The 20943-nt window shown below is 65.5% G+C and carries 17 protein-coding genes and 1 pseudogene; 10 read left to right on the forward strand and 8 right to left on the reverse strand.

The genetic code is table 11. The annotated features are described in order from the left end of the window. Window positions 1-103: 103 nt before the first annotated feature. From ACHL_RS23620 to ACHL_RS22300, 8 genes are all read right to left on the reverse strand, one after another. Window positions 104-610 (reverse strand): single-stranded DNA-binding protein, encoded by a 507-nt coding sequence (locus ACHL_RS23620; protein ID WP_167534799.1) that lies wholly within the window; start codon window positions 608-610, stop codon window positions 104-106. A gap of 176 nt (window positions 611-786) precedes the next feature. Next, a complete protein-coding gene (locus ACHL_RS22275; protein WP_012623398.1) occupies window positions 787-1071 on the reverse strand; it encodes a hypothetical protein in 285 nt (94 codons plus the stop codon). Window positions 1072-1174: 103 nt separating this feature from the next. Further along, window positions 1175-5380 (reverse strand): DNA polymerase III subunit alpha, encoded by a 4206-nt coding sequence (locus tag ACHL_RS22280; RefSeq protein WP_012623399.1) that lies wholly within the window; start codon window positions 5378-5380, stop codon window positions 1175-1177. An 81-nt stretch (window positions 5381-5461) separates the two neighbouring features. Continuing rightward, window positions 5462-5632: a hypothetical protein gene (locus tag ACHL_RS23970; protein ID WP_012623400.1), complete on the reverse strand. Its 171-nt coding sequence runs from the start codon at window positions 5630-5632 to the stop codon at window positions 5462-5464. A gap of 78 nt (window positions 5633-5710) precedes the next feature. Then, the gene (locus ACHL_RS22285) at window positions 5711-7969 is read right to left on the reverse strand and encodes a PHP domain-containing protein (protein WP_012623401.1); all 2259 of its coding nucleotides are present in this window, start codon (window positions 7967-7969) and stop codon (window positions 5711-5713) included. Between the two features lie 123 nt (window positions 7970-8092). Further along, a complete protein-coding gene (locus tag ACHL_RS22290) occupies window positions 8093-8356 on the reverse strand; it encodes a hypothetical protein (RefSeq protein ID WP_043795106.1) in 264 nt (87 codons plus the stop codon). Window positions 8357-8447: 91 nt separating this feature from the next. Next, entirely contained in the window at window positions 8448-9074 is a 627-nt protein-coding gene (locus ACHL_RS22295) for a hypothetical protein (RefSeq protein ID WP_012623403.1), read from the reverse strand. 18 nt (window positions 9075-9092) lie between these two features. Next, a complete protein-coding gene (locus ACHL_RS22300; RefSeq protein ID WP_012623404.1) occupies window positions 9093-10001 on the reverse strand; it encodes a hypothetical protein in 909 nt (302 codons plus the stop codon). Window positions 10002-10203: 202 nt separating this feature from the next. Between ACHL_RS22300 and ACHL_RS23625 the strand changes: the two genes are divergently transcribed. The 10 genes and pseudogenes from ACHL_RS23625 to ACHL_RS22355 all read left to right on the forward strand — a co-directional run bounded on the left by ACHL_RS23625 (window position 10204) and on the right by ACHL_RS22355 (window position 20873). Continuing rightward, a complete protein-coding gene (locus ACHL_RS23625) occupies window positions 10204-13176 on the forward strand; it encodes a sigma-70 family RNA polymerase sigma factor (protein ID WP_081434859.1) in 2973 nt (990 codons plus the stop codon). 34 nt (window positions 13177-13210) lie between these two features. Continuing rightward, window positions 13211-13762, forward strand: coding sequence for a hypothetical protein (locus ACHL_RS22315; RefSeq protein WP_012623406.1), 552 nt, complete (start codon window positions 13211-13213; stop codon window positions 13760-13762). 169 nt (window positions 13763-13931) lie between these two features. Beyond that, on the forward strand, window positions 13932-14144 hold the full coding sequence (locus ACHL_RS22320) for a Flp family type IVb pilin (RefSeq protein WP_012623407.1): 213 nt from the start codon (window positions 13932-13934) through the stop codon (window positions 14142-14144). A gap of 83 nt (window positions 14145-14227) precedes the next feature. Then, on the forward strand, window positions 14228-14608 hold the full coding sequence (locus tag ACHL_RS22325; RefSeq protein WP_012623408.1) for a TadE/TadG family type IV pilus assembly protein: 381 nt from the start codon (window positions 14228-14230) through the stop codon (window positions 14606-14608). Continuing rightward, a complete protein-coding gene (locus tag ACHL_RS22330) occupies window positions 14596-15579 on the forward strand; it encodes a pilus assembly protein TadG-related protein (protein WP_012623409.1) in 984 nt (327 codons plus the stop codon). The genes ACHL_RS22325 and ACHL_RS22330 overlap by 13 nt, the downstream gene beginning before the upstream one ends. Before the next feature lie 117 nt (window positions 15580-15696). Next, window positions 15697-16437 carry a Flp pilus assembly protein CpaB gene (gene cpaB / locus ACHL_RS22335; protein WP_012623410.1) on the forward strand — a complete coding sequence of 247 codons (741 nt, stop codon included), beginning with the start codon at window positions 15697-15699 and terminating at the stop codon, window positions 16435-16437. Next, complete coding sequence (locus tag ACHL_RS22340) at window positions 16434-17624, forward strand: AAA family ATPase (protein ID WP_043795109.1); 1191 nt, start codon at window positions 16434-16436, stop codon at window positions 17622-17624. The genes cpaB and ACHL_RS22340 overlap by 4 nt, the downstream gene beginning before the upstream one ends. Then, on the forward strand, window positions 17624-19021 hold the full coding sequence (locus tag ACHL_RS22345; protein ID WP_012623412.1) for a CpaF family protein: 1398 nt from the start codon (window positions 17624-17626) through the stop codon (window positions 19019-19021). Before ACHL_RS22340 ends, ACHL_RS22345 begins: the two co-directional genes overlap by 1 nt. 359 nt (window positions 19022-19380) lie before the next feature. Beyond that, window positions 19381-19758, forward strand: a pseudogene (locus tag ACHL_RS24970) (type II secretion system F family protein); the annotation flags it as partial. A gap of 233 nt (window positions 19759-19991) precedes the next feature. Continuing rightward, the gene (locus ACHL_RS22355) at window positions 19992-20873 is read left to right on the forward strand and encodes a type II secretion system F family protein (protein WP_012623414.1); all 882 of its coding nucleotides are present in this window, start codon (window positions 19992-19994) and stop codon (window positions 20871-20873) included. Window positions 20874-20943 lie beyond the last annotated feature (70 nt).

Raw genomic sequence — 20943 nt, forward strand, 5'->3', positions numbered from 1 at the left:
TCTCGGGTCGGTTCACTATCCGTTCGAAACATGCGTAGACAGGGAAAAGGCAAGAGCCCCGCCCTACCCGGTGAAGGGTGGGACGGGGCTCTCTGGCGACGGCTTAGAAGTCGTCGTCACCGCCGCCGGCAGGGACGGCGACCTTCGGCTTGGAGGCAGCGGCAGCGCGGGGTGCCGGAGCCTTCTTGGCGGCAGCGGAGGTCTCGCCACCTTCCTTCTTCGCGACCTTGTGGACGTCCACGGTGGCGAAGCGGACCGGGGCGGAGATGTCGCTGGCGGTGAAGCCGACCATCGTGATCTCCTTCTCTTCGAGCTCCTTGTTGGCGTTCTCGAGGTACACGGACTTCGGGTACGTGTTGACGCGGCCCAGGACGATCAGGCGGTCGCCCTTCTTGAAGGACTTTGCAGCGTTCTCAGCGGTCGTGCCGAAAGCGGTGAAGGGGATGAAGTGCGTCTTCTCGTCATCGCTGCCGCGTTCGCCTTCGTTGACCGCGAGGCGGAAGTTGAGGCGGGGGATACCCGATGCGGTGTTGGTGTTCAGCTCCAGGTCGTGGGACAGGTTGCCGGTGAAGGGGATGTTGTACAAGGCGTTGCCTTTCGTAAGGCCCATAAGGGCTGCGGTAGAAACCCGGAACATCTCCGGCTTTCTGGTAGTCCTATGCGGTTTGCCGGCTGACGGGTGTCACTTCCGTGCTGTTCCGCATTCAGTTGGATCAGGCCCAAAACGGGCTTCTCCATCTGGTTTCTATGTGTGCGGCGGTACAGGAAAACGTCACCGCAGACGAGCTATTTCACTGGCGCCAGGCCGGTGCCCAACTGGCCGTCGTGGATCAGCCCCATGATGGTGCCGCGGACGTGAACGATGACTTCGTCGTGGCGGGCGTCGGTGGCCCGGGCGAGCATGCCGGTGAGCATCCGGGAGACGTCGAGCAGGCCGATGAGGAGCTCTTTGGGGTCCGTGGTGTCCAGCAGGGCGTCGACCGAGTCGAAATCCTGGGTGGCGAATCTTTCAAGCACTGCCAGAGCCGCGAGGGTGGTGTCGGTCTGGGGCTTGTCGTTGGCGGGGCTCACGAGGGGGCTCCTTCTGCCGCGCACAGCGGCGGGTCGATCTTTTGGCGGCAGGCCCGCCTGTTCTTCCCCCATGTGTGCGGATTCCGGAGCCCCGCTCACCGGCCTAGGCGGCGCGCGTGGACTGTGAGTCTGCGGCCGCGTGCCCGGCCTCGGCCAGCAGGTACCAGGTGTAGTCGGGGTTGGGACCGGCGACCTTCTTCCAGCGCGGATCCTCGTCTCCGGCTTCCCGTGCGATCTCCAGCATCTGCAGCCCGCTCAGTGACGGCGAGGTCACCAGGACGGTGATCATGTCGCCGCCCACAGCCATGACCCGGTAGATGGATCCGGCCTGGACTGTCTTGGTTGGAAACTGGGCTGTCATGTGGGTCTTCATGACCTGCTCGTCTCCGGCAATGACGTCGCTGTTCACGCCGTGGCCGAACTCATCGGTTTCGACCGCGCACCAGGAAGCGGTGGCCTTCTTGGCTGGCTGTTTGCCCTGCTCCGGGTGCAGCTGCACGACGTTGTCGGGGACGCTGTCATCGGCGGCGGCCGGTTCAGCTGACGCGTCCTTGTCCTTGCCGCCCTTTGGTTTGTCCGGGGTGGGGTTGCTGGCGCGCAGTTCGCGGTACTTCGCAGCGAAGTCGATCACGGCGGGAGGTTCGTTGATTTCGGGGGCGGTTGCCGAGGCGATCGGCCAGACTTCAAAAATGGAGAGCTCCTTGGTGGTGATGGTGTCCTGGGCCTCGGACTCGTCGTCGCCGACCGAGGTGGTGCGGACGTTGACCTTGCCCGAAACAGCGACAACGTCACCGACCTTGGGGACAGCGCCGCGGCGGCGCAGGTTGGACAGGGTGCGATCCCACATGACGCCCTGGATGGTGACCTTGGAGGACTCCAGCGCGAAGTTGGCCCGGCGCCCGCCGGAGTAGCCCTTCTCTTCCCACATGGAGATGACCCCCACCGTGAGCACAGCTTCGCCGTTCTCGTCGGCGATCCTGTGCAGCGGGGTGGCCTTGCCGCCGGCCGGGCCCTCCCAGGCGAGGATTTCGTCCTTGAGGGATTGCAAGGGGTGGGTGCCGAGGCTGACGCCAAGGCGCTGGCGCTGCCGGGTGGATTCCTCCACGTCGGACCATTCGGCATCGATGGGCAGCAGCTCGGTCTTGTGGGCCGCGCGCAGCGTCATGAGCAGCCCGAGCCGCGGCCCGAACGAGTCCAGCGCACCCGCCTCGATCAGGCCCTGGATGGCGCCCACCGGCAGCTTGGTCGGTTCGGCACCGTTCTTGCCCGGCACTGTGACGCGGGTGAGGACGTCGTGCAGGTTCTTGAACGGGCCGTTCTTCTGCCGCTCGGCGACAATGTAGTGTCCGGCGACGCCGACCTCTTTGACCTCGGCGAGACCCATCTGAACGGACCCGTTCACCGGAGCTGTGCGGGCCAGGGACAGGTTGATGTCCGGGGCGAGCACTGTGATGCCGTCGGTCTTCAGGGACCAGAAGGCGTTCATGCGCTTGTCGTCCTTGTCGGCGATGGCCAGGATCGCGGCGGCGTATTCCACCGGCCAGTTGGCCTTCAGGTAGGCGGTGACGAACGCCAGCTGGGCGTACGCGGCCGAGTGGGAGGCGTTGAACAGGTAGGACGCCGAGCCCTTCATGAGCTCGAACATGTGGGCGGCCGTTTTCGGGGAGAACTTCGGGGAGATCATGGCCCCGTCCTCGTCGAAGAACTCCTGCTCCGCGCCGGCGGCCAGCATTTCGCCGACCTCGGCCATCTTCTTGGCGTCCTTCTTGCCGACGGCCTTACGCAGCACGGAGCGCTGAGAGGCATCGAAGCCGGAGATGACGGTGCCGAGGCGCATGAGGGATTCCTGGAACACGAACACGCCGTACGTGTCGCCGAGGACCTTGGCGATCCATTCCTGTTCGGTTTTGTCGGCAGTGAACTGGTTGTAGTCGACCTCTTCGAGCCCGTTTTTACGCGCGGCGTAGCGGTCCGGGACCTTGGCTGCCAGCGGCCCGGGGCGGAACAGCGCGACGATGGCGGAAATGTCAGTGAGCGATTCGGGGACGACGTCCTGGGCGATTTTGACCATGCCCGCGGATTCCATCTGGAACACGCCTCCGGTGTTTCCGGCGGCGATCAGTGCGAACGCGGCATCGACCTTCGGGTCGCCCTGGGTGTCCGGGTGCGGGACGTCATCCATGGTCAGCTTCTCGCCGGTGGTCATCTCGATGTTTTCCAGCGCGGTGGCGACAATGTCGAGGTTCATCAGGCCCAGGATGTCCATCTTCAGGAAGCCGTAGTCCTCAACCTCCGGACCGTCCCAGCAGATGACACGGGGCGCGGCGGGGTCGGCGTCGGCTGCGTGGGAAGCCCAGCGCAGCGGAACCAGGTCATCGAGGGGCTCGGGGGAGACCACGAAGCCGCAGGCGTGGATGGATTCGTTCTTGATGACGCCTTCGAAGGAGCGGGCCATTTCGAGGATGTCCAATGCGTCCTGACCGGCCTCCTCCACCAGGTCGCGGAACGCCTGTCCGGCCTGGTCTTTCGGGTCGGCGAGCTGATCGAAGTCGTAGGCCTTCTCACCCGAGGCCGGGACAAGGTCGGACATCTTGTTGCCCAGTCGCATGATCTGGGTTGCCCGCTCGGTCGCGGCCTTCTCGGCCTCGCGCAGCAGGGAGGCACCCTTTCCGCGGTCTCCGGCGGCGAAGAACTCCTTGGCCTGGGCCTTGATTTCCTCGCTGGGTCCGGACGGCTTCAGGATGCGCGCGGCGTCCTTGATGGCAGCCTTGGACAGTGCCACGCCGAACGTGCCGATGCGGGCCACGTTGCCCTTGCCCCAGCGGTAGCCGAGGTAGGCGAACACTTCGTCGCGGCGGCCCTTTTCGAAGTCGACGTCAATGTCAGGCATGCCGGCACGGCCGGGCTCCAGGAAGCGCTCGAACAGCAGGTTGTTGTACAGCGGGTCCAGGCCGACGATGGTCAGGCAGTATGAGACGGCCGAGCCTGCAGCGGAGCCGCGGCCGGGGCCGACGAGGATAGGCTTCTTCCGCGGCGCGTCCGGGTTGTCGAACTCGATGGGGGCATCGGAGCGGCACCAGTTGATGACATCCCACATGATGAGGAAGTAGTCCGGGAACCCCATGTCCTTGATGATGTCCAGCTCCGTCTTGAGCCGGTCCTTGACCTCCTGGGACAGCGGGGAGCCATAGCGGGCGATGGCGCCTTCCTTGACCAGCTGCTTCAGGTACACGTTGGAGTCTGTGAAGCCCTCGGGCAGCGGGTACTTGGGCAGACGCTGGTGGGGCGTCGGGATGACCTGGTCGTCGCAGCGGTCGGCAATGACCTGGGTCATGGCGCAGGCGTCGGCCCAGGACTTGCTGCCTGGCTTGATGTCGAGCATCTCCGCCTCGGACTTCACGTAGTAGCCGCTGCCGTTGAACTTGAAGCGGGCCGGGTCGTCCAGGCCCTTCTTGCTGCCCACGGCGAGGAAGCCTTCGTGGTGGTGGGCGTCGCCCTCTTCCTCGTAGTGGCAGTCGTTCGTGACGACCATGGGGATTTCGTACTCGCGCGACAGCTGGCCGATGGGCTTCAGGACCGACTGCTCGGCTTCGATGCTGTGGTACATGATTTCGAGGTAGACGTTTTCCTTGCCGACGCAGTCGATCAGGGTGTCCAGGTTCTTCCGCGCTTCCGCGGCGAACTCGGCCGATTTGGCCAGGCTGGCCTGAGCTTCGGCGTCAAGCTTGGAGGCCTCGTCTTCCTCGTTGGCTTCCCGGGCCGCCAGCGCTCCGGCCGCGGCCTGCTCGCTGGCCGTTTTGGTCGCGGCAGCGCGGGAGAGAGGCCCGGCAACAGGCCCGGCGAGGCAGCCGGAGAGGATGATCAGGCCTTCGCCGTGCTCTTTGAGCAGCTTGTAGTCGATGCGGGGCTTGTACCAGTAGGACTCTTCGGCCTTGTTGTGCAGGGCCAGGAGGTTCTTCCACCCCTGCTCGTTGCGGGCGAGGAGCGTCAGGTGCTCGTAGCGCTTTTCCTTGGTGTCGCCCTTGCCGTCGTCGGCGTCGGCGGTGGTGTCGTCGTTGCGGTCCACGATCTCGGAGTTCCGCTCGAAGCGGTCGCCGATCGACATGTAGATCTCGATGCCGATGATCGGCTTGATCCCCGCGGCCTTGCAGGCTTTCGTGAACCTCCAGGCGCCCGCCAGGGAGCCGTGGTCAGTGATGGCCATGGCGGTCTGCCCAAGCTCAGCGGCACGTTTGGCCACAGACTTGATCCTCGCCAGGCCATCCAGGCTGCTGTGCTCGGTGTGGTTGTGGAGGTGGACGAACGCCATGGGTGCCTCTGAATTCTGTCTCGCTGGAAGTGGGCCGGCGGGCCCGTGGTGATGCAGGACGGGAATGCCGTCCGGGGTGTCCTATGCGGGGAGCTGGCCGACGGCCATCGCCGCGTAGTGTTCCTCGAGCTCGTCCAGGAATTCCGGGGAGAAGAACTTGTAATCCAGCTCCGGGGGCTCTGGTGAATCGGAGGCAGGCACGACGCCGTATGAGATGCAGGATGCTGATGCTGGGGAGTGTGAGGTCGCCATGGCCGGTATGTGTACGGCATGGCTGGGGATGCTCACCGCGAACCCGTGCCGTCCCCAGGGACGACACGGGAAGGGCTTCTAGCGGGCGATGAGATTCCGGCGCGGCTGTACCTCGTCCAGGACCCGCTGGAACGCCTCCGGGAAGTGGGCCCGGAGCCAGGCGGTCTGGAACGTCCGCACGGCGTACGCGTGCGCGTGGGAGGCGCTGAAAAGGAAGGGCACCGCCTCCATGATCAGGTCGAAGACCTGCTCTGCCGTCCCTGCGCTGAACACCATGGAGTATGGGTCCCCGGCGCGGCCGCGCTTCTCCTGCACCGCGCCCGCCAGGAACTTCTCCCGCAGGCCCGACCAGTCCCGCGGCTTCTTGGCCAGGAACCGCCAGGCTCCTTCGGCATCGACGTCGCTAAACCCGCCGACGGTGGAGAACAGGTCCATCACCTGCTCCTGGAAGACCAGCTCGCCGTGCGTTGGCGCCAGGATGCGGCAGAGGTATGCCTGCTCGGACTCCTCGGAGGTCAGGTGTTCGAGGTGGTAGTAGCGCAGGCGGGGCCGGTTGATCCGGGCGGTCAGGTACCGGTTGCGTCGTTCTTCCTTGCCGGACAGGGCGGTGAGCACAGCCATGTCCGTGAGGTTCCGCGGCCGGGCAAGCTTGGCTGCTGCCACTGCTTCCTCGGCGCCCAGGCCGAACACCCCGTCGGTGTCTCCGGCAGTGATGAGGTCCCACGCCGCTGGCGTCGACCTTGCGTAGAGATCGTCGCCAACCGGGAGCAAGAGTCCGAGGTGGACTGGTGAGCCCCGGTCCAGCCGTGCCAGCGCCGCCGCTTGAGCAACGACATCGAGCGTGGCGGAGCCGAGCAGGTTCAGCACCAGGTACCCCTCGTTCAGGAGGGTTTGGGCTTCCCAGTTGGCAACCGGCAGCTCATGTTCGTGGCCTGCCCGGCGGTCCGGCAGGACTGGAAGCTGATCGGTGAGATCCCGGGCTGCGATCACGACGGCGCAGGGGTGGATGTTCCTGTTGAGGAACCGGCCATCCACGAGGGCTGCCTTCTCCTCACTGACCAGGCCCCGCCTGGTCCATGTGTCCGCCTTGACCCGTGAGTGGGTAGCGGCTCGTGCCACCCGGTCAGGCCAGCGCTTGGAGAGATAACCGTGGGCGTCCTGCATGCGGGAGGCCTGGATGTCGATGTCGAGGCCCGGGATTTCGGTGCGGCCGGGGCGGAGGAAGCGCTCGTACCGCAACCCGTAGGTCAGCGGATTGATGTCGGTGATGCCGAGGCAGTAGAGGACGAGGCTGCTGGAGCTGTTGCCCCGGGCGCCGGTCAGGATGTCGTTGTCGGTGCACCACTTGATGAGGTCGTGGGTGATCAGGATGCTGTCGGCGGCGCCCTTGGAGATGATGACTTCCAGTTCGTTGTTCAGCCGCTCGATCGCCTCGAAGGAGATCTCGTCGAAGCGGGAGCCAGCACCGCGGAAGGTCAGGTGCCGCAGGTACTCTCCGCTGCTCTGGAAGCCGTCCGGGACGGCGAAGGAAGGCATGTTCCCGCCGGGTTCCGGGATGGCGTCGTAGTGGATGGCGTCACCGACGGTGGCGGCTATGGTGACGGCGTTCTGCCATGCCTGGGAGTCGGGTGCCTGCCGGCGCATCTCGGACTCGGTCCGGAGCCAGCCTCCTTCGCCATAGCCCCGACCCTCCTTGCCGGCGCGGATGTCCATGAGGGTCTGCCGTGCTTCCGTGTCTTCCAGCGCTGTTTGCCGGTATCGGCCGGTGGCCACGACGTGCACGGCCCTGCCCATGAAAACGCCGGTCAGCAGCTGGGCTGACTCTGGGGATGATGCTTCGAGGAACACCCGGCCAGTGCCGAGGGTGCTTTCCAGCCTGGCGAAGTTGGCTCGGGCGGTGTCTGCATCGTTCAGGTCCAAGAACGCCTCAACGGGGCCGCGGCGGCCGCCCGTCAGGGCGATGAGTCCGTCGGCGTGCAAGGCCAGCAATTCGTGGTCAACGAACGACTGGGACCGGCCCGGGACGGCGGAGGAGTTGTAGAGGGCGACGAGGTTGTGCCAGCCGGTGCGGTTCTCTGCAAGCAGGGTCAGGTGGAAGACCTGCTGATGGTCGGTGGAGTGGCGGTTCTCGACGAGCCTGACGTCCAGGCCGATGATCGGCTTGATGCCGTGGCGACGTGCCTCGGCACGGAGAAGCGGGGCGGCTGCGAGGTTGGTGTCGGTCAAGGCCAGGGCGCCCTGGCCGTCGGCGGCCGCGGCGGCGACGAGCTCCTTGATGGTGGCGTTGGAGTCGCTGGAGTATTCGCTGTGGCCGTTCAGGTGCACGAAAGTGCCCATGGTTTCCTCATTTCGTGGGGCGGGCGTTTTATGTGGCCCATGTGCCGGAGGAGCACACCGTGTGGTGCACTTCGGGGTTCCCTATGCGGGTCAGGCGCTGACGGGTGCTGCGCCTGGTGATGGTCAGACGGTTTCCCACCAGATGACGTTGCGTCCCGTGGGCAGCCAAACCGCCTTGTAGGCTTCCCGGACGAGCCCCTTGTCCCGCAGTTCGAAAACCCTGCCGGTGACCTGGTTGACGGGGACGCCGAGGTAGTCGGCGATCTTCTGGTTGCAGGCAGCGCCCAGGGAGCTGATTGCGTTGCGGACGGCGGCCTGCCGTTCGCCGAGGTCCTCAAGGCTGGCATAGGCGACTGCACTGGTCTGCTGAACATTTGTCTGTGGCATGACTGCCATGTGTGCGGCGGACCAGCAGGGCCTCACCGGGCACGAAAAAGCCCGCCAGGTCACAGTGACGAGGCGGGCTTTTTGCTGGTGTTTAGAGCAGCGGCAGCGGGGGTACCGATCCAAGTGAGGTCGGCAGGGGGCCCCGGATGTCGCCTCCATTGAGAAGCAGCCAGCCGCCCACCGCCAGTCCACCCAGCACGAGCAGTGTGATGACCACGGCAATGACCATGGTCTTGGCCGTACTGCGAGGGGGCTTCTTGGCGGACAGGGCCTTTTCAATGTCGGCTTCGACGTCGAATTTCGGGACCGCTCCTTCGCCCAGTTTCACGCGGGTCGTTGACGGAGCGATTGCCTGCACGGGCTCGGTGGAGGCAATGTCCGCATACCCGACCCGCCGTCCGCTGTTTTTCAGCGCCTGGTACAGCTCATCGTGGCTGGGATCGGGAGCGGTCTCCGAGGCAGCCGAAGGTTCAGTCCTGGCATCCGGATAGAACGGCGTGACCTCTCCGGTCTCGGAGACGAGGTCACGGGTGACTCGTCCGTTGGGGTGGGTGGTGGTCATCAGGAGCTTGCCGTTTTCGCCGGCATAGCGCGTGAGCAGCTCCAGGACCGCTGCCATGGTCAGCCCGCACCCGGCCGGCACAGGCGATCCATTGACCAGCACATCCACGGTCCCGTCGTGGTTGACTCTGGCTTCCAGCGCGGTGTACTCGTCCACGGTGACTCCCATCGTTTTTTAGGCCGCCGGGGTTCCCTGGAGAGACTGGAGGTCCTCCACGGATTCCCAGTACGTGTCGCGGGTCAGCGTCAGCCAGCCCAGGGCTTCGGTTGCCGGGCCGGCCAGGAACTGCTGGACGGTGCTGTAGTTGCCGTCGCGGGCTTCCAGTTCGATCCTGGCCCAGAACTCCCCGGCCGGCTCCTCGTCGTCCGTCGGGACCTCTTCAAGCTGGACCCCGGCCAGGGAGGCGGCGACGGCAATGGTCTCGCGCACTTCATGCAGGGGAGTGTCCAGCTCCGGGTCGTAGGAGTCCGAGACCATCTCCATGAGGGAATCGGCGAGGATCGCCCACTGGGCGTGGGTTGCCGGTTCCACCAGGGCCATGGCGGACTGGAGGGCCCAGTTCGGGTTGGTTTCCAGCTTCAGGTAGAGGTCCAGGTCGATGGAGTCGAGCAGGTCATCGACACCGCCGGCCTGCCATTCCTCGATGCGGGCGAGGTCCACGTCGTTCTCGACGTCGATGCCGACGGTGGCGAGAATGTCGATCCAGCCGTCCTCGATGCTGTACAGCCCGGAGGCGGTCAGCTCAAGTGCCACCCGGATCGACCACATCGTCGTGGATTCCACCTCAAGGGCGCCGCCGGGGCCGGAGGGCAGGTTGTAGCGGCCGGCAAGGCGGGGCGGGAGCCAGAACAGCGGGTGCCACATGAGCTCAGGCCTAACGGAGGAGAACTGACGCGTCCCGGGTGCCACCTGGGTGTAGATGGGCAGGGGGACCGAGCAGATCGGGTCAGCGGTGAACCGGTTCGGCGTCAGCCCGGTGGTCTCCTGCCATTCCGTGAAGCGGAAGGCCGTGTCCATCGAGGACTTGGACAGGAGGAGGGTGTCGCCCGGCTCGGTGAGCATCCGGCGGCGCTTGATGTCCATGGTGATAAACCCCTGAGTGCTGGTAGTAGTTGGCCTCTGCAGTGGAACATGCGTAGACGTTTGAGGGACGGCCGTGGCGCGGATTAGAGCATAGGCCAGTATCGTCCTCCCTGCCTCACGGTGACCATCGGCGGCGCGGAAGAGGGTCTGTCGGCTTGGTCTCCGGGCACGGGTCCGGCATTCGCCGCACACATTCCGGGACATGAACACGGCATTGACCCAGCGTCCGAATGACGGAGCTCTTCCTGCTGCGCCCGCGGAACGCCACATCCCGGCAGCAGATGACTACCCTGGCCTGTACGCATGGCAGCAAGAGGCCATGGACCGGTGGCGTGCCGCCGGCCGCCGCGGGGTCATCGAGGCGGTCACCGGGGCAGGCAAGACGCGGGTCGGCATCGCCTCCGCCTTCGAAGCAGTGCGGCGCGGATTCAAGGTCTTGGTTCTCGTCCCCACCGCAGAGCTGCAGATCCAGTGGCTCCAGGCCCTGGCCAGGGACCTCCCGGGGGCGCGGCGTGGGGCGTTGGGCGACAACCGCCATGACAGCCTGGACACCGTGGACGTCCTCGTCGCGATCGTTCATTCCGCGGCAACGCGCCAAACCCTCCGGGACCACAAGGCCGGGCTGATCATCGCGGACGAATGCCACCGATACGCAGCCCCGATGTTCGCAGAAGCCCTGGAAACCGGCTACACCTGGCGTCTGGGCCTGTCCGCCACCTATGAACGCACCGACGGTGAACACCTCGTCCGGCTCGCACCTTTCTTCGGCGACATCGTCTTCAGGCTCTGGTACGACAGGGCGCTGGCAGAGAAGATCATCGCCCCTTTCGACGTCGCCATGGTCGGTGTTGAACTCACCCCGTCAGAGCGCGACGAATACGATGCGTTTACGGAGACGATGGCCAAAGCCACCGGCCCGCTTGAGATCTACCTGCACATGCCTAGGAACCCGTTCGCGCCGTTCATTGCCGCAGTCGCGCACCTGGCAGACAGCAAAATCGACTCCCCGGGCCCGGCCCTGGCCCGCAAATACATGGCCGCGATGACCGGCCGGCAGAACCTGCTGGCGGAGACACCGACCAAGCGCATGGCCCTGGCAGCCCTGAACCGTGCAATCACCGCCGCCGGACCGACCCTGGTGTTCACCCAGACGAAGAAATCCGCTCTGTCTGCTGCGCAGGTCTGCGCTGCGATGGGCAACCCCGCCACCACGGTGATGTCGGGCATGAGCCGCGACCAGCGTGCCGCGGCGCTGGGCAGCTTCCGGGACGGGAACGCCAAAGTCCTCACCGCACCGCGGGTACTGGACGAGGGCATCGACGTTCCCGAGGCCGATCTGGGCATCATGGTCGCCGCCAGCAGCAGCCAGCGCCAACTCGTCCAGCGTCTCGGCCGGGTCATCCGGAAGAAGATTGACGGCCGGGCCGGGCGCTTTGTCGTCCTCTACTCCAGGCACACTGTGGAGGACCCCGCGGTCCGGGGCGACGAGTACCTTGGCGCCGTCCTGCCCTTTGCCCGCAGGCAGGAAACGTTCCGGATTGAGACCGATGTGGAGGCTGTTGAGGCGTTCCTCGCCTACACAGAACATGAAACTAAAGTGCCGGAGGTCCCTGAGGTGCCCCAAGCTCCTGCGGTTGAACCGCCTGCCGCCCCGTTCGTCCTCGAACGCGACGACAGTGACTGGTCCGAAGCGCCCGTCCTTGAAGGCAGCATCGGCGACGACGTGCGGCTCTATCTCGAACAGGCCAGCTCCTTCGACTTGTTGACCCATGAGGAGGTCACAGATCTGGGGATGGCAATCGAAGCCGGACTGTACGCTGAGCACCTGCTGGGCACGGCACGTCCCGAAGGGCGCCGGGCGATCCTCGAGTTGGAGTCCGTCGCGTCCGCGGGCCGCGATGCGGTGCTCAAGCTCGTGAGCTGCAACCTGCGCCTGGTCGTGTCCATCGCCAAGCGCCACACCGGCCGCGGCATGGATTTCCTCGACCTCATCCAGGAGGGCAACGCCGGGCTCTACCGCGCCGTCCAGAAGTTCGACTACACGAAGGGCTTCAAGTTCTCCACATACGCAACCTGGTGGATCCGCCAGGCCATCACCCGCGGAATCGCCGACCAGTCACGAACAATCCGGCTCCCCGTCCACTTCCACGAGCAGGTCGTCAGCGTCTTCATCGCCGAACGGAACTTCCTCCAAAGCGAAGGACGCGACGGCACTGCGGAGGAGATCGCTGAGGCATGCGGCAAGACCGTCGACGAGATCAACGCTGTCCGCCGCCACCGGACCCCGCCGGCCTCGCTGGACTGGGAAGTGCCCAACGGTAAGGGCGGCGTCGAGCTGCTGGGGGAGACCCTCTACGACCCCGACGAACCCACCGCGTACGACGCCGCCGTGCTGGCACAGCTGCAGTCCGCGGTGCACGGAGCCCTGGACCGGCTCTCGGAACGGGAGGCCGGTGTCCTCGCCTACAGGTTCGGACTGGCCACCGGGGAACAACTGACGCTTGATCAGATCGGCACGATCTACGGGGTGACCCGGGAACGCATCCGTCAGATCGAAGCGAAAGCGTTCGCTGCACTCCGTGAGCCAGCCGCAGCAGCACAGCTCAGGGACTTCTTCGACGGACGCAGCGATCTTGACGCCGCTGGCAGCGCAGATACATCGAAAGCTACGACCGCACCGGCCGCGAAGAAGCCGACCAAGCCCGCCAAGAAAAAGAGAAGGAAAGTGGAAGCGGGGCCTGTCGTGGAAATGCGGAAAGCCAAATGGGACCGTGCGCTGGCGAAACTCTCGGCGTTCGTAGCCCGGGAAGGCCACGCCCTGGTCCCCACCAAACACGTCGAATCCGGCCACAACCTGGGGGCTTGGATCAACACCCAGCGCAACGCGCTCCGCCTGGGCACCATCAGCCCCGAACGGCTTGCTGAGATCGACGCGATCGACATTTCGTGGCGCAAAGGCAAGATCGCCCCGTGGGAAACACAGCAGGCCGATACGGCGCGGCAGCCCGCCCCGGAACCTGAGCCGATCGAAATAGCGCCCGACAATGAGGACCCCTTCGCTGGCCCGCCGGTGGCTGCCACCATCAGCCTCATCCTGGACGAGGATCCTTTCGCTGAGTCTCCGGCAACGCCCGGCAAAACGTGCCTGTTGGACGAAGAGGACCCCTTCGCCTGATCCGCCGTCGCCGACCGGCCCGCATAGGACAGGTATGGCCAATAGCTCAAAAGACAAAGGCGACCGCTTCGAACGCGAGTCGGTCCCCGTCCTGGTGGACCTTCTCCCGGAGTTCGCGCTGGAGAAGGCGATGCGCTTCCTCGGCGCCGGACGCAAGGAAGACGTCGGTGACCTCTACGTGCTGCCCGATGCTGCCGTCCAGGTGAAGGCCTGGGACAACATGGGCGGTGCGATCCGCACCGCCGTGGCCGGTTCCGTCATCCAGGCCGGCCACGGCGACAAGGAATACGCCCTCGGCATGGTGCCGATCCTGGGCGCCCGGAAGGACCAGGTGCGCTGGCTCGCCTGCGTCGCCCCGGACCGCTGGCCGGTACCTGTTGAACCAGTCGCCGAATTCGCGATGGTCTCCAAGGCCTTGAAATGGGTCAAGGACGACACCGGCCCGTACGGTTTCCGGGTGTGGGATCGTCTGGAACGCATCGGTCTCCTGGGAGGCCCCGGCGAACCGGCCCTGATCGCTCCCATCGAGGCATGGGCAGAGGCTTACAGGCAGGCCCACGCACCTGCGCTCAGTCTCGCTGCCTGACCCCGCAGGTCGCCGAGAAAACCCATCCTCAAAGAAATATCAAGATTCGCTCAAGTTTTTGCGCGGCCAGCCACTTCTAGTGGTGAGAGGCAGAAGCTCCGCACCTCAACAGGTGTAAAGCGGCGCACCTCACTGCATGACGTCCGCAGCACTCGTTCTAAGGAAACCCATGAACCCGCTTTTCGCTACCCTGTTCTCCTTCCTCTCTGACACCAAGAAGCGCCTCTCCGGTGAATCGGGTGCCACCGCGGTCGAATACGGCCTGCTGGTTGGCCTGATCGCCGTCGGCATCATCGCCGCTCTCGTGATCCTCGGCCCGCAGCTCGCCGGCCTGTTCACGTCCGTCACCGAAAGCCTCCCGGGCGCACCGGCCGCCCCGTAAGCGGAAAGCTCATCAGTGAATCTGCCCCGTGGCTGCTCAGGAAGCGGCCGCGGGGCAGATTTGTTCGGGACAGGAAACCAGCCATGAAGCACCTCCGATCCGAGCGCGGCTCGGTCGCCGTTGAGTTCGCGCTGATCCTCCCCATCCTCATCGCCGTTCTCCTGGGCATCATGGAGTTCGGCAGAGCCTATAACGCACAGATCACCGTGACAGCAGCAGCCCGCGAAGGCGCTCGGGTAATGTCCATCCAGGGCAGCCCCGCCCTGGCCAAGACTGCCGTGCAGGCGGCATCCCCGGCACTGAACCCGCAGCTGAGCACAGGGCAGATCCAGGTCAGTCCAACAACCTGCACGGCCGGCGCCAACGTCACAGTGACCGTCACCTACCGGCTGAACTTCATCACCGGCTTCCTGGCCGATGGAGTCGACCTCAAAGGGAAAGGCGTCATGCGGTGCGGTGGCTGAAACGGATCCCCCAAAACAGCGATGAGCGCGGCGCAGTTGCCGTGATCGTGGCCTTTGCCATGGTCGGGATACTGGGCTTCGCCGCGGTCGCCATCGACACCGGCGCCCTGTACTCGGAACGGGCCCAGCTCCAGTCCGCCGCAGACGCTGCCGCCCTGGCCATCTCACAGGAATGCAGCAAGACCCGCACCTGCACTAACCCCGCCCTCAAACTCCCGGCCGCCCAGGAGCTGGCAAACGCGAACTCCAACGACGGCGCGTCCACCGTGTCTTCCCTGACCTACCCCACGGCCAACTCCGTCAAGGTGCAGACCACGACCAAGGACGGCAAAACCAAAGCCGGCTCGCTCGCCCTCACGTTCGCTCCCATCCTGGGCATCGAGACGGACACGGTCAGCGCCACCTCCACGGCGCGTTGGGGAAGCCCAGCCAGGGGACCGGCCATCCTGCCGCTGGTCTTCGCCCCCTGCAACTTCAAACTCAACGGCGCCATCCAAGTCATCAGCCGACACGGCGACAGCGGCGGGACCCCCTGCTCCAGCACAAGTCCGTCCGGGCAGCTGCTCCCCGGCGGATTCGGCTGGCTCGCCACCCCGTCAGGGGTCTGCGGCGCCAACGTGGACATCGCCATCAACGCCATGATGGCCAGTGACAACGGCATCAGCCTTCCGGCAGGGTGTGCTTCCGTCCTGACCGCATCAGCCGGAAAAACAATCCTGCTCCCTGTCTACAGCGACAAGAACGGCGCCGGAGCCGGTGGCTGGTACAAGGTCACCGGCTGGGCCGCATTCAAGCTGCTCGGATGGAACTACCCGGGCTTCAGCTACCAGGCAACCACCTACTCCGGAGCCACCTGCAAGGGCGACTGCAAAGGCATCATCGGCCAGTTCGTCAGCTTTGTCTCCCTTGACGACAGGTTCACAGGGGTCGGACCCGACCTCGGCGCGAGCATCGTCACGCTCAGCAATTAGAACTGCCGCTTCCCCGCCCGCCAGACCGGCGGGAACACTTCCGCCCGGGTCCGCACACATGTAGGAGCAGGCCTGCTGTCCGCGGACGCCTGGATCTTGAAGAGGAGCCTCCCAGCTTTGAAAACCCGACTCATCGGTGCCGCCGCCGCCCTCCTGCTCGCCATCACCGGGACCGTGGCCGTCACCTCCTACGTCCAGGGAGCCGACCAGCGGGCGCTGAAAGGCGCGGCAACCATGAACATCTACGTCGTGGACAAGAGCGTCCCGGCGAACACCCCGGCGGCGGACCTGGCCAAATTCGTCAAGCCAGCGTCCGTTCCGGCCTCAACCGTAGCGGCAGGGGCAGTCACCGACCTGGGCACCCTGACCGGAAAGGTGACCTCCGCGCCTCTCCTGCCCGGCGAACAGCTGCTCGATGGCCGCATGGTTGACCCGGCCTCCCTGCTGGTTCCCGGAACGGCACCGGTCCCCGAGGGCATGCAGGAAATCACCGTCCAGCTCGGACCGGACCGCGTCGTCGGAGGCCAGCTCGCAGCCGGCGACACGGTCGGCGTCTTCGTCTCCTTCACCGAAGGGGCAGGACCCAAAGGCCCCACCACCCACCTGGCCTTTCAGAAGGTCCTGGTGACGAGCGTGCAGGGGGCACCCGCCGAACCGACCGGCAAGGCCGCTGCCACCGCACCACCGGGACCTCCCGTTCCCGCCGGCGCCATGCTCATCACCCTGGCAAGGCCAGCAGCAGATGCAGAACGCATCGTGTTCGCGGCCGAGTTCGGCACCATCTGGCTGTCCAAGGAACCAGCCACCGCCACCGGAGACGGCACCTCCGTCATCACCAAGGACGGGTTTTACCAATGAGCCGGTTCGTCATGATTTCCCCTGACGCCGCGTTCGGCCAGCGGGTCCGCCTGGCCATCTCCGGCCTTCCCGGCAGCATGCAGTCATTCGCGGGCACACCCCTGGCGAAGACCCCGGAAGAGGTCCTCGGGGTAATCTCAGACGGCGCACCACAGGTCATCCTGCTCGGCCCGGGCGTCAACCTTGACGAAGCGCTCCGGCTGGCTTCAGCGTTTGACGTCCAGCACCCCGACATCAGTCTCGTCCTCGTTCGTGAAACCGACCCAGACCTGACGCTGACAGCCATGCGCTGCGGTATCCGGGACATCCTTGCCCCCGACGCTGAACCGGACACCATCAGAGTCCTGCTTGAACGTGCCTGCCAGTCCGCTGCCAGCCGTCGCCGCAGCATCTCCCCGTCGTCTGCGCCCGAAGAACCGCTCGGACGGATCATCGCCGTGGCCGCAGCCAAAGGGGGTGTCGGCAAGACGACCGTGGCGACCAACATTGCTGTCGGACTGGGACGCATCGCGCCCATGTCCACGGTCCTGGTCGACCTCGACACCCAGTTCGGGGACGTCGACACGGTCCTCCGGATCGTCCCGGAGCACACGCTGAAAGACGCCGTCACCGGCGCCGCAGCCCAGGACACCATGGTCCTGAAGACCCTCCTCAGCGTCCACCCGGCATCCATCTACGCACTGTGCGCCCCATCGGATCCCGCCGACAGCAACCGCATCAGCGGAGAGGAAATAACCCACATGCTCAGACAGCTCGCCAGTGAATTCCGCTACGTCGTTGTCGACACCGCGCCGGGCCTGGGGGAGCACACCCTGGCTGCCCTTGAAGCCGCCACGGACCTTGTGCTCTTGTGCGGCATGGACGTCCCCAGCGTGCGCGGTGCCCGCAAGGAGCTCGACGTCCTGGACAAGCTGCAGATGACATCCCAGAAACGGCACCTCGTGGTGAACAACGCGACACGGGACAGTGGCCTGTCCATCCAGGACATCGAAGCCACGCTCGGCGCTCCGGTGAACCTCGCCATCCCACGCTCCAAAGCCCTGGCCTACTCCACCAATCAGGGCGAGCCGCTGCTGCACCAGCGGTCACGTGACAAGGCGGCCAAGGCGCTGCACCAGCTCGTGGACCGCTTCGACCCGGAATCCGCCCAGCTCCGCAAGGGCCTGCACAGAAGGGCGGGAGTGTAATGAATCTCGCTGACCGTCTGGACGCCGCCGCCGGCATCACGCCAAGCCCGGCAGCCGAACAACCCAAAGCCCCGGCCACAGCCGCTCCAGTCAAGGAAACAGCGCCGCCCCCGGACGCCCTCTCAGGCCTGAAACAGCGTGCCGGCAACGCCCTGTTCGAACGGATCGGCAGCCGCCTGAACGACCCGGCAATGGGCGAAGACGAACTGCTGGCCTACGCGCGCGAGGAACTTACCCAGATCGTGGACGCCGAGAGTGTCCCGCTCACCGGGGATGAAAAACAGCGGCTCGTCAGCCAGATCAGCGACGACGTCATGGGCTACGGACCCCTGCAGAAACTCCTGGACGACGAGAGTGTCTCGGAAATCATGGTCAACGGACCGGACCAGATCTTCGTTGAACAAAACGGAAGGGTCACCGAAAGCGACGCGCGCTTCAAAACCGAAGACCACCTCCGCCGGGTCATCGAGAAGATTGTCTCCCGCGTCGGGCGCCGCATTGACGAGTCCTCGCCCATGGTGGACGCACGCCTCGCCGACGGTTCCCGCGTCAACGCCGTCATCCCGCCGCTGGCCGTCAACGGATCATCACTGACCATTCGAAAGTTCGCCGCTGACCCGCTCAAGGCCGCAGACCTGGTCCGTTTCGGGTCCATCTCACCGGAGATGGCCGAGTTGCTGGATGCCTGCGTCAAAGCCCACCTGAACATCATCGTCTCGGGCGGCACGGGGACCGGGAAGACCACCCTGCTGAACGTCCTCTCCTCCTTCATCCCGCCGGGGGAGCGGATCGTCACTATCGAGGACGCCGTCGAGCTGCAGCTCCAGCAGAACCACGTTGTGCGCCTGGAAAGCCGCCCCTCCAACGTGGAAGGCAAGGGGGAGATCACCATCCGGGACCTGCTCAAGAACTCGCTCCGTATGCGCCCTGACCGAATCGTCGTGGGCGAGTGCCGCGGCGGGGAGGCCCTGGACATGCTGCAGGCAATGAACACCGGCCACGACGGCTCCTTGTCCACCATTCACTCCAATTCGCCCAGGGACGCGATCTCCAGGATGGAGACCCTGGTGCTGATGGCCGGCATGGACCTGCCCCTGAGGGCTGTCCGCGAACAGATCGCTTCCGCCGTGGATGTCATCGTGCAGCTGACCCGGCTGCGTGACGGCAGCCGCCGCGTCACACACGTAACGGAAGTCCAGGGCATGGAAGGCGACGTGGTCACCCTTCAGGACGCCTTCGTCTTTGACTACAGCGCAGGCGTCGACGAAGACGGACGGTTCCTGGGCAAGCCGGTCTCCACAGGCGTCCGCCCGAAATTCACGGACAAGTTCAACGACCTGGGCATCAAGCTTTCCCCCTCAGTGTTCGGCGTCCCCAGCATGGCCGGGAGCCGGTAATGCTCGTGTTCGGATTCGCCTGCTGCTACGCCGCCCTGGCAGTCTTCGGAATCACCGTCCTCAAGCCGTGGCGGCCGAAGCTGGGGCCGGACCGGCGCCGCCCGGCAGCCGCGGAAGGCACTTCAGTGCTGAGCCGGATGACAGGAATCACCTCCAGCACCATCGAGGAGGTCCTGAACCGCAGAGGCTGGACCCGGGCAATCTCCGTGGCGCTGGAACACGCGGGACTGGTCATCGCCCCGGCAGACTTCCTGATCCTCGCCGGTGCGGCCTGCCTTGTCGCCATCATCTGCGGCGCCCTCCTCGGGGGTCCGCTCCTGGGGCTGTTCGGAGCCCTGGCCTGCGCGCTGGGCGTGAAGATGTACCTGTCGTTCCTGGCCGGAAAGCGGCGCAAGAAGTTCGCCGACCAGCTCGACGACTCGCTGCAGCTCCTATCCGGTGGCCTGAGAGCAGGACACAGCCTGCAGCGGGCCGTCGACGCCGTTTCACAGCAGGCGCCGTCGCCGACCGCGGAGGAATTCTCCCGGATCATGAACGAAACCCGCATCGGCCGGGACCTGACGGACGCCATGGACCAGACCGCGGAGCGGATGAAGAGCGAGGACTTCAGCTGGGTCTCCCAGGCCATCGGTATCCACCGTGAAGTCGGCGGCGACCTCGCTGACGTCCTCGACCAGGTGGGGCGCACCATCCGGGAGCGGAACCAGATCCAGCGGCAGGTCAAAGCGCTCAGCGCTGAAGGCAAGATGTCTGCCTACGTGCTCATGGCGTTGCCTGTCCTGATCATCGGCGTCCTGGCAATCATCAGCCCGTCCTACATCGTCAGCTTCGGATCGAGCCCGCTCGGCTGGGGCATGGTTGCCGGCGGCATTCTCATGATGACCGTCGGCGGCCTGTGGCTGAAGAAGATCGTCAGCTTCAAGTTCTAACCCCCTCCCGGCATCTTGCCGGTGCCAACGAAAGGAGCATCATGCCGGCGTCCGTCACCCTAGCCATCTACGCCATCACCGTCTCGGTCCCACTGCTGCTGTGGTGCGTCTTTCTGGGCCGGGACAAGAGCCGCGAGGTGGTCCGGGAGAACCTGTTCCGGGGCTTCGAGGAATCCTCCAAGGACAGCACCGCGGGCCGTCGCTGGTCCCTCGCCGCCACAGCCCGCCGGTTCACCATGCCGCGCGCGATCGCCCGTCTGGACCGGCTGCACGCCCTCGCGGGACGGCCCGCCGCCTGGCCGCTGGAGCGCGTGATCGCCGCCAAGCCGGTGCTGGCCGTGGTGGCTTTCCTGCTGGGTCTGCTGCTCTACACCGGCCGGCCCGGAGCACCCTTGATGCTGCTGGTCATCGCCGTCACCGTGACCGCCTACTTCGTCCCGGACCTCCTGCTCCAGAGCAGGGGACAGGAACGGCAGAAGCTGATCGGGCTCGAACTGCCCGACACCCTGGACCAGATGATGATCGCCGTGGAGGCAGGTCTCGGCTTCGACTCCGCCATGGCCAGGGCCGGCGACAAGGGCAAGGGTCCGCTGGCCAACGAACTCGTCCGGACCCTGCAGGACATGCAGATCGGCCGGTCCCGAAGGGAAGCCTACGAGGCGCTCGGGGAACGGACCAGCGTTCCGGACCTTGACGCGTTCATCCGCTCCGTCGTCCAGGCAGACATCTACGGCATCTCGATCAGCAAGGTACTGCGGACCCAGGCCGGAGAGATACGGCTCAAGCGCCGCCAGCGCGCCGAAGAGAAGGCCATGCAGATCCCGGTCAAAGTCATCATCCCGTTGATGCTCTGCATTCTTCCCGTCCTCTTCATCGCGCTCCTCGGCCCGGCCGTCCTGAACGTCATCAACCAGTTCGGCTAAAGAACCGGCCGCGCACACGGGAGTGCAGACTGCCGCACACATGGGAATTAGTTCAACGACTGTACTATTT

The organism is Pseudarthrobacter chlorophenolicus A6 (assembly GCF_000022025.1).
Lineage (GTDB): Bacteria > Actinomycetota > Actinomycetes > Actinomycetales > Micrococcaceae > Arthrobacter > Arthrobacter chlorophenolicus.

What these genes read in the sequence shown, in the direction of transcription:
- ACHL_RS22345 (WP_012623412.1), top strand. Translation starts at nt 17,624, where the DNA reads ATGAATCTCGCTGACCGTCTGGACGCCGCCGCCGGCATCACGCCAAGC.
- ACHL_RS22290 (WP_043795106.1), bottom strand. Translation starts at nt 8,356, where the DNA reads ATGCCACAGACAAATGTTCAGCAGACCAGTGCAGTCGCCTATGCCAGC.
- ACHL_RS22280 (WP_012623399.1), bottom strand. Translation starts at nt 5,380, where the DNA reads ATGGCGTTCGTCCACCTCCACAACCACACCGAGCACAGCAGCCTGGAT.
- ACHL_RS22355 (WP_012623414.1), top strand. Translation starts at nt 19,992, where the DNA reads ATGCCGGCGTCCGTCACCCTAGCCATCTACGCCATCACCGTCTCGGTC.
- ACHL_RS22340 (WP_043795109.1), top strand. Translation starts at nt 16,434, where the DNA reads ATGAGCCGGTTCGTCATGATTTCCCCTGACGCCGCGTTCGGCCAGCGG.
- ACHL_RS22325 (WP_012623408.1), top strand. Translation starts at nt 14,228, where the DNA reads ATGAAGCACCTCCGATCCGAGCGCGGCTCGGTCGCCGTTGAGTTCGCG.
- ACHL_RS22315 (WP_012623406.1), top strand. Translation starts at nt 13,211, where the DNA reads ATGGCCAATAGCTCAAAAGACAAAGGCGACCGCTTCGAACGCGAGTCG.
- ACHL_RS22285 (WP_012623401.1), bottom strand. Translation starts at nt 7,969, where the DNA reads ATGGGCACTTTCGTGCACCTGAACGGCCACAGCGAATACTCCAGCGAC.
- ACHL_RS22300 (WP_012623404.1), bottom strand. Translation starts at nt 10,001, where the DNA reads ATGGACATCAAGCGCCGCCGGATGCTCACCGAGCCGGGCGACACCCTC.
- ACHL_RS23970 (WP_012623400.1), bottom strand. Translation starts at nt 5,632, where the DNA reads ATGGCGACCTCACACTCCCCAGCATCAGCATCCTGCATCTCATACGGC.
- ACHL_RS23625 (WP_081434859.1), top strand. Translation starts at nt 10,204, where the DNA reads ATGAACACGGCATTGACCCAGCGTCCGAATGACGGAGCTCTTCCTGCT.
- ACHL_RS22320 (WP_012623407.1), top strand. Translation starts at nt 13,932, where the DNA reads ATGAACCCGCTTTTCGCTACCCTGTTCTCCTTCCTCTCTGACACCAAG.
- ACHL_RS23620 (WP_167534799.1), bottom strand. Translation starts at nt 610, where the DNA reads ATGGGCCTTACGAAAGGCAACGCCTTGTACAACATCCCCTTCACCGGC.